This window comes from Enterococcus sp. AZ129, from assembly GCF_051714505.1.
GTDB lineage: Bacteria > Bacillota > Bacilli > Lactobacillales > Enterococcaceae > Enterococcus > Enterococcus faecalis.
The window spans coordinates 2,610,913-2,627,413 of the sequence record NZ_JBIORY010000001.1; the positions used below are offsets into that span (position 1 = coordinate 2,610,913).

Genomic DNA, 16,501 nt, shown 5'->3' on the forward strand with positions numbered 1-16,501 from the left:
GCTAAATACTCCTGTCCCACGTTCTTCCCAAACCTGTTATTTTCTACAACTAAACATCTTTTAATAAGCCTTTAAATAAGCCCATTGCGAAATCGTTGGCATTAAATGGTTCTAAATCGTTAATTCCTTCACCTAGACCAACTAATTTCACTGGCAAGTGTAATTCATTCCGAATAGCAATGACAATACCACCTTTGGCTGTTCCGTCTAGTTTGGTTAAAACTAAGCCAGTGACATCGGTTGTTTCTTTGAACTGTTTGGCTTGTGTCATCGCATTTTGCCCAGTAGTTGCGTCCACGACTAAGAGAACTTCGTGAGGCGCATCTGGAATTTCTCGTTGGATGACTCGTTTGATTTTTTCTAATTCCTTCATTAAGTTGACTTTATTTTGTAAACGACCTGCTGTATCCACTAATAAAACATCGGCCTGTTCTGCTTTGGCACGTTCCACTGCATCGAAAACGACCGCTGCTGGGTCGCCGCCAGCATTCCCACGTACAACTTCAACGCCAGCCCGTTCGCCCCAAACAACTAATTGATCGATGGCGCCCGCTCGGAACGTATCGGCAGCGGCCATTAAAACTTTCTTTCCTTCCAACTTGTATTGATGGGCTAATTTACCAATGCTGGTTGTTTTACCAACTCCATTAACACCAACAAATAAAATCACGGTTAAGCCATTTGGCTGTATGTTAATCGCATTATTTTCATTAATTCCTGCTTCTTCATACAAATCAACCATTTTTTCAATGATGGTATTTTGAACTTGAGCTGGTTTTTTCACATTTCGCAGTTTCACTTCTTGTCGCAAGGCTTCTGTAATTTTTAAGGATGTATCAAAGCCTACGTCTGCACCAATTAACGTTTCTTCTAATTCTTCAAAGAAATCTTCATCAACGCTCCGGAAATTAGCAAACAATTCGTTCAACCGTTGACCAAATGTTTTACGCGTTTTTTCCAAGCCTTTTTCATATTTTTCTTGGACCTGCTCTTCTTTTGACTCTTCAATTTCTTCTGAAACCTGCGTGTCTGTTGGTTCTGCCAACGGAGTTACGACACTACTTTCTTCCTCAGGCGCTTCCACAACAACTTCTTGTGTTTCCTCTGTCAGGATTTCTTCTGGCTCTTCTTCTAATGCTTCTTCTACGCCAGCTAATTTTTCCATTTCAGCGTTGTCTGTTAAATCGGCTGTTTCTGTAACTTCTTCCGCTGTCGTTTCTGGCGTTGTTTGCGCCTCTTCTGTTGCGGTTTCTTTTGATTCAGCAGGCGCTGATTCATCACTAGGTGTTTCGTCTACTGTTTCTTCAACGATCTCTTGTTTTTCTTCTTCCTTTTTTTCAGCGGAAAAAGCTTTTTTAATTTTATCAAAAAATCCCATTCTTATTGGCCTCCTTCCAACGGCGTTAAAATATATTTTTCGACCGCTTTGGCAACACCATCTTGGTCATTCGTGTCTGTAACGACATCTGCGGCTTCTTTAACTAATGGAATCGCATTTGCCATGGCGACACCTAAGCCAGCGTATTCGATCATCGGTAAATCATTTTCTTCGTCCCCTAAGGTCATGATTTCTTCTGCATGGATTCCTAAATCTTTGGCTAACAAGGAAATACCATAGGCTTTCGTAATCCCTTTTGGCATAAATTCTAATAAGTTATTTCGCGTTTTAATAATTTCAAAGCGCTCATAAAAAGAGGCCGGAATTTCCTTGATGCGTTCATTTAAATACGCTTCATCAATCGCAACAACAACTTTGTTATAAATTCGATTCGGGGTTAACTCTTCTAATTTGTAGGACTCAAAGGTTAATAATTTGTTTAGAGAACTATAAATTGAAGGATAATTAGGTGCAGAAGGCAGTTGCATCACGACCTCATCAGATAAGACATCAAACGGCATGTTGAGTGTGGTTGCTAATTGGTACAGCTCATGAATCGCTTCCAAGGGCATCAATGTTTTCTCAATAATGGCCCCTGTATCATTTTTTTGAACCAACCCGCCGTTAAAAGTAATGCTATAATCGCCTTCATCTTGTAAACCTAATTCTTCTAAGTAAGGACCAATAGCTGCCAAAGGTCGACCTGTGCAGATAACAACTTTCACGCCTGCTTGTTTCGCAGCCATCAGTGCTTGTTTATTCCGTAAAGAAATCTCTTTTTGGCTATTTAATAATGTTCCATCTAAATCAATAGCAACTAATTTTATCAAACGTTCGCTCCTCCTTGCTTCTGGCTAATTGCTTTTTTCAATTGCGCCACCTTCTTTGACCTCTTCCAAGCGAACTGAAACGATTTTTGAAACCCCAGATTCTTGCATAGTCACGCCATATAAAACATCTGCGGCTTCCATTGTCCCTTTACGATGCGTCACCACAATAAACTGTGTGCCATCTTCAAATTCGCTTAAATAATGGCCAAAACGAGCAACGTTGGCTTCATCTAAAGCTGCTTCTACTTCATCTAAAATACAGAACGGAACTGGTCGAACACGAATAATTGAAAAGAGTAACGCAATCGCCGTTAATGCCCGTTCGCCTCCAGACAACAAGCTTAAATGTTGTAATTTTTTCCCTGGTGGTTGCGCCTCAATCTCAATCCCTGTATTCAAGAGATCCTCTGGGTTGGTTAGCACCAGTTCTGCCCGTCCGCCACCAAACATATTAGGAAATACCACTTTGAACTGGGCACGAATTGCTTCAAAGACTTCTTTAAACCGTTCTTTCACTTCTTGGTCCATTTCATCCATGGTTTCAAATAATTGTTCTTTCGCATTTAATAAATCATCACGTTGACTGACTAAAAATTGATGGCGTTCATCGACTTGTTCAAATTGCTCGATAGCACTTAAGTTAACAGGTCCTAACCGCTCAATTTCTTGTTTTAGGCGTTTCACTGTTTGCTGCGCCTGCGCTAAATCATCGATTGGGAAATACGCTTCATAGGCAGCTTCAAAGGTTAAGCTGTATTCTTCCTGTAAGTAACTTAATGAGCTATCTAATTGCATTTCTGCACGATTTTTTAGGACTTCAATTTGTGTTTTATCTGATAAATACTGTTGTTGGCGTTTGTTTTCTTCCGCTAATTTTGTATCTAACTCGTCTACTTCTTCTTGCAACGCTTGTCGTTGACTGCGTGCCGTTTGTAAAGAGGTTTGCAACGCTGTTTGTTTCTCCGCTAATTGCGCGACTTGTGCCGCTAAGCCTTCTTCGGTTAACTGGTGATCGCTAGAATGGCTACTTAGTTGTTGTAGCTGTTGACGGATGGCCGTTTCTCGAATCAACAATTCGTCCAATTGTTCTTGTTTGTCTTGCTTTTGACGAGCAAAATGGGCACATTGTTCCGCCGCTACTGCTTGTTCTGCTTGAACTGTCGTCAAGCGTTCTTGCGCTTGGGCTTTAAAGGTTTCCATTTGGCTAGCTTCTTGTTCCACTTGTTTCATTTCAGCATCTAAACGTTCTTTCGTTGCCGTTAAGTTTGCTTGTTGCTCTGTCAATGTGGCTTTTTTCGTTTGATATTCGGTTAAGAATTGATGCAATTCCCGTGATTCATATTCAAACAAGCGTTTTTCTTTTGTTAAACGAGTAATCGTTTCTGTTTGATTGGCTAATTTATTGTCAATTTCTTGTTGTTTTAAGCGATTTTGTTCACCAGCAGAGCGCAACATTTCTGCACGTTCCGTGGCTGTTTTCACTTCTTGTGAGAGCGCTTGGACTTCTTGTTCTACACTTCTCAGTTGTGTTTCTAATTGAGTCATTTGTTCAGTAATTGTTTGAAGTTCTTGCGCTTGTGAAAATAGGCTTCCTTGGTTGCCACGTTTATTGGCTCCCCCAGTCATCGAACCGCCAGGATTCATCACATCGCCTTCCAATGAGACAACGCGATATTGGTAATTGACTAATTTTGCTAACTGGTTGGCACTCGTTAAATCTGCCGCTAAAATCGTGACGCCTAAGAGATTTTGAATAACGGTTTGTACTTGTTCTGGATAACGAACTAATTCACTGGCAATCCCCACGAAGCCCGGTGCACCAGCCAAACGATTCTGAACCATCGCCGATACAGAGCGCGGTTTAATGGTAGTCAATGGTAAAAAGGTTGCTCGGCCACTGTGTTGTTGTTTTAAGAAGGTGATGCCTGCTCGACCATCTTTCTCATTTTCCACAACAATATGTTGCGCCGCACCACCTAGGGCCGTTTCAATCGCCAACGTATACTCTTTAGGCACTTCAATTAACTCAGCCACTGCGCCAACAATCCCAGTTAATTGGTTTTTGTGACGCAATACAGCTTTCACGCCTTGATAGAAGCCAGCGTAATTTTCTTGAATTTCTTGCAAACTTTTTTGGCGTGCCTTCGCTTGTTGCACTTGATTCATCGCTTGGTACATATCGTTTTGACGCTGTGCTAATCGTTCACGCTTAGCTTCAAGCGTTGCTTTCAACGCAGTGTATTCTTCCAGCTGTTCTTGTAAGCCTTGTTTTGCGACTTTTTGCTCTTTTTCTAGCGTCTCTTTCATTGCGAGAGCTTCAACCATCTGTTCTTCTAGCGCTTCGTGTTTTGCTAGCGATTGTTGATTTTTAGCTGTTTCTTGTTGATATTGTCGTTCTAAATATTTTAAGTCATTGGCTGTATTGGCTTGTTCTTGCATGACTTCCACATACTGACTGCGCAATTCTTCCATTAATTCTTTAGAAGACTTACTATATTTTTCCACATCTTTCGTTGCCAAAGCCAATGCTTCTTTTAACGTCTGACGTTGTGCCGTTTTTTCTGCGATTGCTGTTTCCAGCGTCTGCAATTCTTCTCGATAACGAACAATTTTTTCGGCCGTTTCTGCCAATGTCTCTTCGTATTCGCTTGCCGTTTGGGAGGTGTGTTTGGAACGTTCAATTAAAACATTTTTTTGTCCTTCTGCTTGTTTCAACGCTTCTGTCACTTGTAATAATTGTTGTTGTTCCGTTTCAATTTGTTCATCTAAACGATTGCGCTTGCTTCGTAAACGTACCAATTTGCCTTCTAAGTCATGGACTTGCTTACTTGCGCCAGCTAACTTTTCTTCAATGGCTGTTAATTCTTGCGTTTTCGTTTCCCAAATAGCTTTTGCTTCTTGAATTTCGGTCACAGTTAAATTGACATCAATTTCGGTAAGTTCTTCTTTCAAAGCTAAATACTTTTTAGCCGCATCTGCTTGGGCGGCTAGAGGAACTAATTGGTCTTCCAATTCGTAAATGATATCTTGGACACGGCTTAAGTTGTCCTCGGTTTCGAAAAGCTTTTGTTCAGCTTTTTTCTTTCGTTGTTTGTATTTTAAAACGCCCGCTGCTTCTTCAAAAATCCCTCGACGGTCTTCAGGTTTACTATTAAAAATCGCTTCAACTTTCCCTTGCGAAATAATTGAAAAAGATTCTTTGCCTAACCCTGAATCCATAAATAAATCTTGAATATCTTTTAAACGGCACGCTTGTTTATTAATAAAAAAGTCACTTTCGCCCGTTCGTTTTAAACGACGGGTGACACTAATCTCACTATAATCCAATGCTAAATAATGGTCGCTGTTGTCTAACGTCACGGTAACTTCCGCAATATTTAGCGGCTTACGACCTTCCGAACCGGCAAAGATAATGTCGTTCATTTTGCCACCGCGAAGGTTTTTCGCAGATTGTTCACCTAATACCCAGCGAACGGCTTCCGTGATATTACTTTTCCCACTTCCATTCGGACCAACCACTGCTGTCACATCATCTTCAAATTCAATAATGGTTTTATCTGCAAATGATTTAAATCCTGTAATTTCAATTCGTTTTAAATACACGAATATTGCTCCTTCCAGCCTTACTGAGGAATACTTTTCAGTGCCCGCTCAGCGGCATCCTGTTCAGCTAACTTCTTCGATTTTCCTTGGCCTAACCCAATGAGTTCACCATTCATGTAAACTTCAGTGAAAAAGGTGCGGTCATGAGCAGGGCCTTCTTCTTTAATTAAGCGATATTCAATTGAAACATCGCCTTTGCGTTGTAAAACTTCTTGTAATTGTGTTTTGTGATCCATCTCATGTGAAAAAGCACCGGCATCAATTTTCGGAAAAATAACGTCTTCAATAAATTTCTTGGCTGCGCCAACTTTTTGGTCTAAGTAGAGGGCACCTAAAAAGGCTTCAAATAAGTCACATAATAATGATGCACGTGTTCGTCCGCCCGATGCTTCTTCTCCTTTACCTAATAAAATGTAGTTGTCGAAGTGACATTCTTTCGCAAATTTGGCTAAACTATCTTCCCGAACGATGGCTGCGCGCATCTTCGTTAATTTTCCTTCTGGAAGTTCTGGGAATTTTAAATACAAATATTGTGAAACAATTAATTCTAAAACTGCATCTCCTAAAAATTCAAGACGTTCATTATCGGATAATTTTAAATAGCGATGCTCATTCACATAGGATGAATGAGTAAAAGCTTGCTCTAATAGATTGACATCATGGAAAACAATGCCGTAACGTTCTTTTAACTCTGTTGTTAACTGATTGTCCATTCTCCACATTCCTTTACATTTATTTACACCTTGTTTCATTATACTTTTTTTTTCACTTTTTTTAAATGGTTCTATTCAGAAAAAGCCTGTTATTCACTGTGTTCTCATTATTTTTTAGAAAAAAATAAATAAATAGAGCTATGACTGAGATAAAAGCGTTTGTTTACGTAAGAGATAGAAAGAGCGTGGGACAAAAATCACTTTGGATTTTTGCGCCACGCTCAAAAACTGATAAACGGCGGGAACAGAAGCAACTCCTCCTTATTTCTCGGAGTTAAACACTTCTGTCCCGACCTCGTTCTATCTCTATTAAATCAGCGGAACGTTGTTTAACGTTTTTCCGCAGTGACACCCACTGTTGCCCATGGATTATCTTTCGTATCAACTGCCCAAGTAAAGTCAACTACACGGTCGTTGACAGGCAAGACTTCATTTCTGTAAAGCGTTGGGATTACAAACGCTTCATCAATGGCATACTCTTGCCAATCGTAGAAGGCTTTTTTACGTTTTTCTTCATCAAATGATGCTTTTGAATCAATCGCATCAAGTAATTTAGTATTTTCTTCTGACTCAAAACGTGTATAGTTAAAGGCTGAGTTTGGACCATATAAGCCGGTTGGTGAAGGATCTGAACCTGTGCCCCACGCGCCTTGATAGATATCTACTTCTGGGTCATCATTTTTCAATTTATCATAGAATGCTTGGAAATCAATTAAGCGTCCTGTTGTATACGTTACGTTTAAGCCAATTTCTTTCCATTGTTGGACATAGTAATCAGCAAGTGGTTGTGCAGTTTCGCCGCCTGACATTGAAGCAAACTTGATTTCTAGTGGTTTGCCTTCTTTGTCTTCGCGAATGCCATCGCCGTCTACGTCTTTATAACCAGCATCGTCTAATAATTTTTTCGCTTTGTCTAAATCAAGCGTATAGCCTTTCGCTTCGCTATCATGCAAGCTCTTGAAGACTGGTGGAATTAACGTTGTTGCCCCTGTTCGTAAGCCGTTGTAGAATTTTTGGCCGACTGCATCATTGTCAATTGCATAACCCATGGCTTGACGTAAGCTTTTATCTGCCATTTTAGCTTTTGGATTGTATTTCACTGTATTTGTTTCTTTGTCAAACGTACCCATTTTAAAGCCAATATACGTGTAGGCTTGTTCGGGACGTCCTAAGATTTGATACCCTTCAGTATCTTTATATGTTGGATACGTATCTGTTGGCATTGATAATGCAATATCGTATTGTTTCGCTTTCATCGCTTCTACAATGCTCGCAGAAGGCACAGATTTGAACACTAATTTATCTAATTTTGGTTTGCCACCGTAGTAATACTCATTTGGTAGGTATTCAACAGATTCACCTGTCACAATATTACTCATGTAGTATGGTCCAATAGTTACAGGGTTTTTACGAACTGCATCGCTTGATTCCATGTCTTTAACAGCAATTCCTTCAAAGGCATGTTTTGGTAAAACTGAACCCCAAACACCGCCACCTAATTGTTGCATTCCTGGGTGAACTTCTTTATAAGTGATTTTAACTTCTTTATCATTGACTTTTTCTATGCCGGAAATGGTTGGCGATTTACCATCATGGTAGTCTTCCATGCCAACAATATTCGTAAAGTTATCATCATAACGAATCCCTGTATAGTCTTTATGACCAATGACTTCATAAGAGAAAATCACGTCATCTGCCGTCACATCTTTACCGTCAGACCATTTCAAATTGTCACGTAATTTAATGGTTGCTGTATTGGCATCTTCATCTAATTTCAGATCCGCAGGACCCCCATCGACAATCTTAAAGTCTGCATCATTGTTAAATAATGGCTGTACCGTTGGAAGCATGTATTGTGCATCATAGTTGTCTTGATAAAATTCTTGCTGGAAAAGTCCTTGGAATTGTGTATCCATAACTACAGCGACATCTAATGTCCCGCCATCAATTGCTTTTTTATCATTTTTAACAGCGATTGGCATTTTTGAAATATCTTCTGTTTCCGTTGCTTTATTGCCCCCGCCTTTATTGCCGCCACCACATGCAGCTAACCCGAATACTAACACAGAAGCTAACGTGATTGCACCTAAAATCCGTTTCTTGTTCATCTCTTTTCCTCCCTCATTTTTTGGCTAATTAGCCTAATCGTTGTCGTGCATCTGCTGAGCGCTTAAATGCTTGTCCAACATAGTTTATACTTAACATCAAGACTAAAATTAGAATTGATGCAGGTAACCAAACCCATTGTTTATTGACTAATACATCCCCACTGCTGGCGTAGCCAATTAAGGTTCCTAAACTTGGGACACTTTGTGGTAACCCGAAGCCTAAGAAAGTTAACGTTGTTTCGATCCCGATATTGGCCGCGAAATTAATCGTTAAGTTCGTAATAATTAATGAACTTAAATTCGGCATAATTTCTCGAAACATAATTTTAAAATCGCTTGTTCCCATTGTCTTAGAGGCACTAACGTAATCTCGGCGCCCTTCAGATAACGTTTTACTGCGGAACAACCGCGCTTTTCCAACCCAATAAAACGCACACATAATCCAAATAAAGGACCAGATACTATATTTAGGAATCACGGAAACGAACACAATAATAATTAACATAATTGGCAAAATCATAATAAAATCCACGATACGCATCAAAATATTATCAATCATGCCCCCATAATAACCGGAAATAATCCCTAAACCGACCCCGATAATAGACGTAATAATCGTAATGGCAAAACCGATTAAAATCGAGTTCCTAGCCCCGATAATCAATTGTCCTAAAACATCACGACCACCTTCATCGGCACCTAAAATGAACTTGGTGCCATTCATTGTAACGGTACCTGGTTCCGCATATTTATCTAAAATACTTACATGCATAACGGCACTTTGGTCTAACACTAACGAACCGATAAAAACGGCTAATAAGATAATGACCAAAAGGATTAAAGAAAACATCGCCATTTTTTCTTTGACGAATTCTCGCGCAATCATCCGAAAGCCCATTGGTGGAATACTTTCTTGTAAGACTTCTTCTCTTTTTTCTTCTGTCAATTCCATTTTTATCACCCTTTCTTCGTGTTTTTTCTACTGAATTCGAATTCTTGGATCAACAATACTCATTACAATATCAGAAATTAAGGTTCCGATAAGGGTTGCCAATCCCAAAATCAACACGAGAGCGGTAATAACGGAATAGTCACGTTGAATGATACTATCAATAAATAATTTTCCAATTCCTGGGAAAGCAAAAATCTTTTCAATAACGACTGATCCGGCAATCAAAGCAGTAATTTCATAACCTAATTGAGAGGCAATTGGTAATGCTGCATTTCTAAAAATGTGTCGATTAAAAATTTTATTCGTTGGCACTCCTTTTGAACGAGCAGTACGAACAAAGTCCATGTTTTTAACATCAATCACTTCACTGCGCAAATATTGAATAGTGACCGCTGTCCCTAGCAACGCTTGAGTGACCCCTGGTAAAATTAAATGCTTCAGTTTATCTAAATAATACGGCCACGTTCCTTCAGCCAAACCAACAGTCACGGTTCCACTCGTTGGGAACCAGTCTAAGCGATACCCAAAAATAAAGAGCATAATCAAGGCAAAGATGAATAATGGCACAGCAAAACTGAAGAAGTTGTAGATAACCACCATTTTGTCAAACCATGAATTTTGGTAACGGCCAGCAATTAAACCGAAAGGAATGGCGATTAAATACGTGATTATAACTGACACAGCGGCCAATGCAATCGTATTCCCCACTCGACCAGCAATGAGCGTGGACACAGGTAACTTAAAGATAAAACTATGCCCAAAATCTCCATGTAAGGCATTGCCAATCCAACGGAAATATTGTTCGTACCAAGGATCATTTAACCCGGCAGCTTCGCGCATGGCTTCAATCACTTTCGGGTCTTGGTTCGGATTAATCAATCCTGTAAACGGATCACCTGGCATCATTTTAGCCAACAGGAAAATCAAGACACTTAAAATAATCACTTGCGGAATCATCAATAACAAACGGCGTAAAATTGTTTTCCACATTATTCAGCACCTCCATTTTTTAACGCTACTTGGTGGGTTGGACTAATCGCATGTAAGTTATAAACCCGCCCATTTTCATCATAATAGTCTTTATGATTTTCCCGATACTCTTGCTCAACTCTTCTTCGTTCTTCTTTGTGAGCTTCTCGGTTCGCTACGTCAATTTTAGGAATTGCTGAAAGTAAGCGTTTGGTATAAATGTGTTGTGGATTAGTGTAAATATCTTGGCGTGTACCGATTTCTACAAAACGGCCTTTGTACATAATGGCAATGTTGTCACACATATGTTTAACTACGCCCAAATCATGGGAAATAAATAAGTAACTTAACCCATATTCCTGTTGAATGTTTTTCATAAAATTCAATACCTGTGCTTGCACAGATAAGTCCAGTGCTGAAACAGGTTCATCTGCAATAATTAATTTGGGGCTGGTAGCCACCGCTCGGGCGACGCCTAAACGTTGGCGTTGTCCACCAGAAAATTCATGAGGATATTTGTACAACGCATCTTCTGGCATCCCCACAATATCCAACAAACTTTTGACTTTTTTCTTTTCTTCTTGGTCACTTAACCGTTCAAAATTTCGAATTGGTTCGGCGATAATATCTAGTACTCGTTTTTTAGGGTTTAAACTTGACATTGAATCTTGGAAAATCATTTGGACATCTTTGTTGTATCCAATCGCTTTTCGACTTCGCGGCTTGGTTACATCTTGTCCTTGATAAATAATTTCACCATTTGTAATTTTTTCTAAACCAATAATTGCTTTTCCTGTCGTTGATTTTCCAGAACCCGATTCACCAACTAACCCATATGTTTTACCTTGTTCAATCATGAAATCCACACCATCAACCGCCAAAACATGATCAGTGATTCGATTGAAGAAGCCGCTGCGAATTGGATAATGAACTTTTAAATCTTTAATTTGAATAATTTCTGTCATTACGCTTCCCCTTCCCCGTCTCTAAAATGAAAATGTTTATAACATGTACAACGAACATAATGATTCGGTGCAACTTCATGTAATGTTGGATTTTCTTCATGTTCCGATGCATCAATCCAAGGAATTCGTGGGGCAAACCGACAACCTTTTCTAGGTAATTTGGTTAACGAAGGAACAATCCCTTCAATCACATGAAGTTCTTCTTCATCTGAATTCTCTTGGGGAATGGACTGAAGTAAGGAACGTGTATATGGATGTTTCGGATGACTAAACAATTCTTCAGCAGTGGCTACTTCTACAAACTGACCCGCATACATAACCGCTACACGATCAGCCATTTCCGCAACTACACCTAAGTCATGGGTAATTAAAATAATGCCGCTCCCTGTTTCTTCTTGTAAATCTTTTAACAAATCGAGAATTTGTGCCTGAATGGTAACGTCTAAGGCCGTTGTTGGTTCATCTGCAATTAAAATCGGTGGTTTACACGCGATTGCAATGGCGATAATTACCCGTTGACGCATGCCGCCAGACAATTCATGAGGATACTGTTTCCCGACACGCTCTGGGTTGGGAATCCCCACTTGATCTAACAGTTCAATGGCCCGTGCTTGTTTTTGTTGTGCGGTCATTTTGGTATGATACGTGAGACTTTCTTTAATTTGGTCTTCAATTCGCATGAGCGGATTCAGTGCAGACAACGGATCTTGGAAAATCATCCCAATATCGTTTCCTCTGACTTTGTTGTACAATGTTTCATTAAACGTAGTTAAGTTTAAATTGTTGTATAAAATTTCCCCAGTAATTTTGGTATGATTGGGATCATGTAAGCCCATAATCGTTGTTGCTAAGGTACTTTTTCCACAACCAGATTCTCCGACGATTGCTAGAATCTCATTTTTCTTCAATTCAAATGAAACATCATCGACGGCATTATAATAATCATCTTTGATTCTAAATGCTGTTTCTAATCCTGAAACCTCTAGTAATTGTTCATTTCCTTGCATCCATACGCACCCCTTACGTCCTTTCAAAAACATTATATAAATTAACTAATATTTAATGATAGCACTTTCTAATTTTTATCAATGTTAATTTACAGCTCATTGTTTTTTCATAATTTTATAGAATTATTCCATAAAAAGCAAGATAAAATAACTTTTTTCGCAGTTATTTTTTTACATGTATGATTTTTTTTACAAAAATATGTGTAAAAATAGCCTTATTGCTTAATAAAATAACCATTATGTACGCAAAAAAAGTCGATCAACACGAATGTCAATCGACTTTGTCTTATTATTCTTTATGAATTACTCACAATATAATCTACAGCGGCACCAACTGTTTCAATTTTTTCTGCATCTTCATCTGAAATCTCTGTTCCAAATTCATCTTCAAGTTCTAAAACAAACTCCATTACGCTAATTGAGTCAGCGTTCAAATCATCTTTAATGTTTAATTGATCTGTTACTTGATCCGCTTCAATATCAAAGTGGTTTGAGATAATCTTCGCTACTTTTTGAAGTACTTCTTCACGAGTCAACTGTATTCACCTCCACTGCTTTTGAAAAAAGGTTCTTTCTTTTACTAAAACGCTAAGATACATTGTACTCACAATTTGGGTATTTGTCCATCTTTTTTTCATTTGAGTAACAAACTGATGTCAAGACAATTGCAAATTACTCTGCTTTGCCTTCATAATATTCCACTAATTGTGGGACAACTTGGGTTTCTAACATTGTATGAATTTGACGAATGGTGTAGCGGACGGCATCAGGACCCGTGGCCCCATGCGTTTTAATGACTGGCGCTTTTAAGCCAAATAAAACCGCTCCCCCATGTTTTGAGTAGTCCATTTCGTCTTTCATGCCACGCAACGCATTCTTTAATAATAAGGCGCCCATTTTTCCTTTGACACCTTCAGAAAGAATCGCTGTTTTCAGCAAGCTCATCATGTTCATAGCTGTGCCTTCGATGGATTTTAAAACGGCGTTTCCTGTGAAGCCATCTGTCACCACCACGTCAGCTACGCCATTTAATAATTCTCGTGCTTCAACGTTTCCGACAAAATTAATCGTTTCATCTGCTGCTAACAATTCGAAGGCTTTTTTCGTTAATTCACTGCCCTTTGTTTCCTCAGTTCCGTTATTTAATAGACCGACACGAGGATTCTGAACGTTCCGAACTTTTTCAGCATAGAATGAACCTAAAACGGCATACTGAACCAAATGTTCTGGTTTATTGTCTGCATTGGCTCCTAAATCTAACATGTCAAACCCTTTGTCTGGTTCTCCCATGACAGGTAAAGTTGACATCAAACCGGGACGTTCCACATTTTTTATACGGCCGACAATGAACAGACCCGCTGCTAATAGCGCTCCGGTGTTGCCTGCAGAAAAAATCGCATCGGCTTCCCCATTTTTAACTGCTTGCGCTGCTAAAACCATGGAAGCAGTTTTCTTACGACGGATTGCTTTAACTGGCTCATCGTCACTAGCAATTTTTTCATCGGTATGAATAATCGTAATGTTTTTTTCATCGGTGATGTATTTTTTTATTTCGGCTTCTTTTCCATATAATTGAAATTCAATGTCTGGGAAGTCTTGTTTGGCTAGCATAACCCCTTCAACAATCGCTTGTGGGGCGTTATCTCCACCCATTGCATCTACAGCAATTTTCATGAGTGATTCCCTCCTACTTTTTTGTTTCCTAACAAGTATAACATATTTTTTTCAAAGAAATACGCATTGGCTTTTACTTTCTGGCTTCAAAAATTACCTCTTCTAATCGAAAAATTGGGCCGCCTCATCTTGGGGTTTCACTCGATTGGCTAAGGCTTGATAAGCAGGATATTGCCACCACTCTTTCACTTGCCATAGGGCACTTGCTTCTTGGCGCGCAACTTCTAAAATGTTAAAGTCCGTCACGATATCTCCTACCGCAAATTGAGGCACCCCTGATTGCCGTGCACCGAACACTTCCCCAGGTCCGCGAAGTTCCAAATCACGCTCACTCAAGACGAAACCATTGGTGGTTTCTGTCATGATTTTCATACGCTCAACGCCCATTTCATTTTTCGGATTGGCCACTAAAATACAATAAGATGCACTGGAGCCACGCCCCACACGTCCCCGTAACTGATGTAACTGTGCTAACCCAAACCGGTCCGCATCCATAATTAACATCACCGTGGCATTTGGTACATTCACGCCAACTTCAATAACCGTGGTAGAAACCAATAATTGCAGCTGATTGTCTTTGAACTCCTGCATAATGTCATCTTTTTCTTGGTTTTTCATTTTACCATGTAGTAATCCCACTTGATATCTTGGGGAATAAAAGCTTTGCATATGTTCAAAAATTTCTGTTGCGTTTTTCACATCTAAAGCTTCTGATTCTTCAATCAAGGGACAAATAATATAGGCCTGATGTCCTCGAGCTAGCTCTTTTTCCATCCATTCTAAAACAGTATCTAACTGCGGCGGCCGAATCCAACGTGTTTCGATTGGAATCCGTCCAGCTGGCATTTCATCAATGATTGATACATCCATTTCGCCATAGGCTGTAATGGCCAGCGTTCGAGGAATCGGAGTGGCCGTCATAAATAAAACATCTGGTTTTAAGCCTTTTTCTCTTAATATTTTTCTCTGATTCACACCAAAACGATGTTGCTCATCGGTGATTACCAAACCTAATTGATGGAAACTGACATCTTGTTGTATCAAAGCATGGGTTCCTACCACAATGTCAATCTCGCCATTGGCCAGTTCTTCGAGAATTAGACGACGTTCTTTCGTTTTGGTGGAACCTGTTAATAAGGCCGTTCGCACTTCTAATGGATCAAACAACTGCTGTAAGCTTTCCATGTGTTGTTGCGCTAAAATTTCAGTCGGAACCATCAACGCTCCTTGAAAGCCAGCGGTCATGGTGGCGTATAGCGCAATCGCAGCCACTACCGTTTTCCCACTCCCCACGTCACCTTGAAGCAATCGTTGCATATGCTTCGGACTTCGCAAGTCTCGACAAATTTCATTGGTCACTTTTTTTTGGGCGCCTGTCAATTCAAACGGCAGTCCTTGGGTGAACGTTTTTAAGCGATCCACGTCATATTGAATGGCTAAACCATTTTTTTCCGCTTTTTCTTGTTTCTTCAATCCTTGCATTTTAAGTTGGAAAAGGAAAAACTCTTCAAAGACTACTCGCCGTTTGGCTTGATGGCTTTCCTCTGGATTACTGGGAAAATGCATCGCCCACATTGCTTCTTTTCTAGGCATCAAGCGATACTTTTCTAATAAATCATTCGGTAAAATCTCTTCAACCAGCGAACCATACTCTTCAAAAGCAGTGCGGATTAACTGAACCAACGTGCTTTGGCGGACTTTTTTATTCACATGATAAATAGGGGAGAAATCTTCATTGTCTCCTTTAGAAGCTAAGATTTTCATGCCATTTAATGATTTTCTCTTGGCATCCCACTTGCCATAAACAGCAATTTCTTCGGAAAGAACTACTTTGTCTTTTAAAAAAGGTTGATTGAAGAAGGAAACATTAATGACCGCATGTTCTTGCATCATTCGAAACGTTAACCGGCTCTTCTTATAACCGTACCGACTAACGACTGCTTCCGAAACCACTAGCCCTTTTAGCGTAACTTTTTCCTGATCCTGAATCTCGCTTAAATCCTTTTCTTGGATATCATCGTAGCGGAAGGGATAATACGTCAATAAGTCTTCAATTGTAGCAATCCCCAGTTCTTGTAAATTTTCAGCACGTTTTGGGCCAACACCGGGCAATACGCTGACTAAATCTGTGATGTCCATAAAATCCCCTCCTCATTAATATACGCAAAAAAATGGATCATTCATTAAATCGAGGTCGGGACAGAAGTGTTTAACTCCAAGAAATAAGAAGGAATTTCCGAAAATTGTTTTATAATTTTTGGAGAATTTCGGCTTATTTCCGAAGGAGTTGCTTCTGTTCCCG

At 39.6% G+C, this 16,501-nt stretch carries 12 protein-coding genes; all 12 read right to left on the bottom strand.

Annotation, left to right across the window (positions count from 1 at the left end; all coding sequences use genetic code 11):
- Positions 1-49: 49 nt before the first annotated feature.
- The 12 genes from ftsY to recG all read right to left on the bottom strand — a co-directional run bounded on the left by ftsY (position 50) and on the right by recG (position 16,338).
- Positions 50-1,378, bottom strand: coding sequence for a signal recognition particle-docking protein FtsY (gene ftsY / locus IGJ90_RS12875; protein WP_025186704.1), 1,329 nt, complete (start codon positions 1,376-1,378; stop codon positions 50-52).
- Positions 1,379-1,380: 2 nt separating this feature from the next.
- Positions 1,381-2,208 (bottom strand): Cof-type HAD-IIB family hydrolase, encoded by an 828-nt coding sequence (locus tag IGJ90_RS12880; protein ID WP_002367422.1) that lies wholly within the window; start codon positions 2,206-2,208, stop codon positions 1,381-1,383.
- Positions 2,209-2,232: 24 nt separating this feature from the next.
- Entirely contained in the window at positions 2,233-5,811 is a 3,579-nt protein-coding gene (gene smc, locus IGJ90_RS12885; RefSeq protein ID WP_002367423.1) for a chromosome segregation protein SMC, read from the bottom strand.
- 20 nt (positions 5,812-5,831) lie between these two features.
- A complete protein-coding gene (gene rnc / locus IGJ90_RS12890; RefSeq protein ID WP_002354946.1) occupies positions 5,832-6,524 on the bottom strand; it encodes a ribonuclease III in 693 nt (230 codons plus the stop codon).
- Positions 6,525-6,853: 329 nt separating this feature from the next.
- The gene (opp2A, locus tag IGJ90_RS12895) at positions 6,854-8,632 is read right to left on the bottom strand and encodes an oligopeptide ABC transporter substrate-binding protein Opp2A (protein ID WP_002408275.1); all 1,779 of its coding nucleotides are present in this window, start codon (positions 8,630-8,632) and stop codon (positions 6,854-6,856) included.
- A gap of 28 nt (positions 8,633-8,660) precedes the next feature.
- On the bottom strand, positions 8,661-9,584 hold the full coding sequence (opp2C, locus tag IGJ90_RS12900) for an oligopeptide ABC transporter permease Opp2C (RefSeq protein WP_002365358.1): 924 nt from the start codon (positions 9,582-9,584) through the stop codon (positions 8,661-8,663).
- 27 nt (positions 9,585-9,611) lie between these two features.
- Entirely contained in the window at positions 9,612-10,574 is a 963-nt protein-coding gene (opp2B, locus tag IGJ90_RS12905) for an oligopeptide ABC transporter permease Opp2B (RefSeq protein ID WP_002354943.1), read from the bottom strand.
- Positions 10,574-11,518 (bottom strand): oligopeptide ABC transporter ATP-binding protein Opp2F, encoded by a 945-nt coding sequence (gene opp2F / locus IGJ90_RS12910; protein ID WP_002354942.1) that lies wholly within the window; start codon positions 11,516-11,518, stop codon positions 10,574-10,576. Before opp2F ends, opp2B begins: the two co-directional genes overlap by 1 nt.
- Positions 11,518-12,558 carry an oligopeptide ABC transporter ATP-binding protein Opp2D gene (gene opp2D / locus IGJ90_RS12915; protein ID WP_002367425.1) on the bottom strand — a complete coding sequence of 347 codons (1,041 nt, stop codon included), beginning with the start codon at positions 12,556-12,558 and terminating at the stop codon, positions 11,518-11,520. Before opp2D ends, opp2F begins: the two co-directional genes overlap by 1 nt.
- 263 nt (positions 12,559-12,821) lie before the next feature.
- On the bottom strand, positions 12,822-13,061 hold the full coding sequence (gene acpP / locus IGJ90_RS12920; protein ID WP_002354939.1) for an acyl carrier protein: 240 nt from the start codon (positions 13,059-13,061) through the stop codon (positions 12,822-12,824).
- Positions 13,062-13,197: 136 nt separating this feature from the next.
- Positions 13,198-14,199 (bottom strand): phosphate acyltransferase PlsX, encoded by a 1,002-nt coding sequence (gene plsX / locus IGJ90_RS12925; RefSeq protein WP_002354938.1) that lies wholly within the window; start codon positions 14,197-14,199, stop codon positions 13,198-13,200.
- 102 nt (positions 14,200-14,301) lie between these two features.
- Positions 14,302-16,338 carry an ATP-dependent DNA helicase RecG gene (gene recG, locus IGJ90_RS12930; protein WP_002367426.1) on the bottom strand — a complete coding sequence of 679 codons (2,037 nt, stop codon included), beginning with the start codon at positions 16,336-16,338 and terminating at the stop codon, positions 14,302-14,304.
- Positions 16,339-16,501 lie beyond the last annotated feature (163 nt).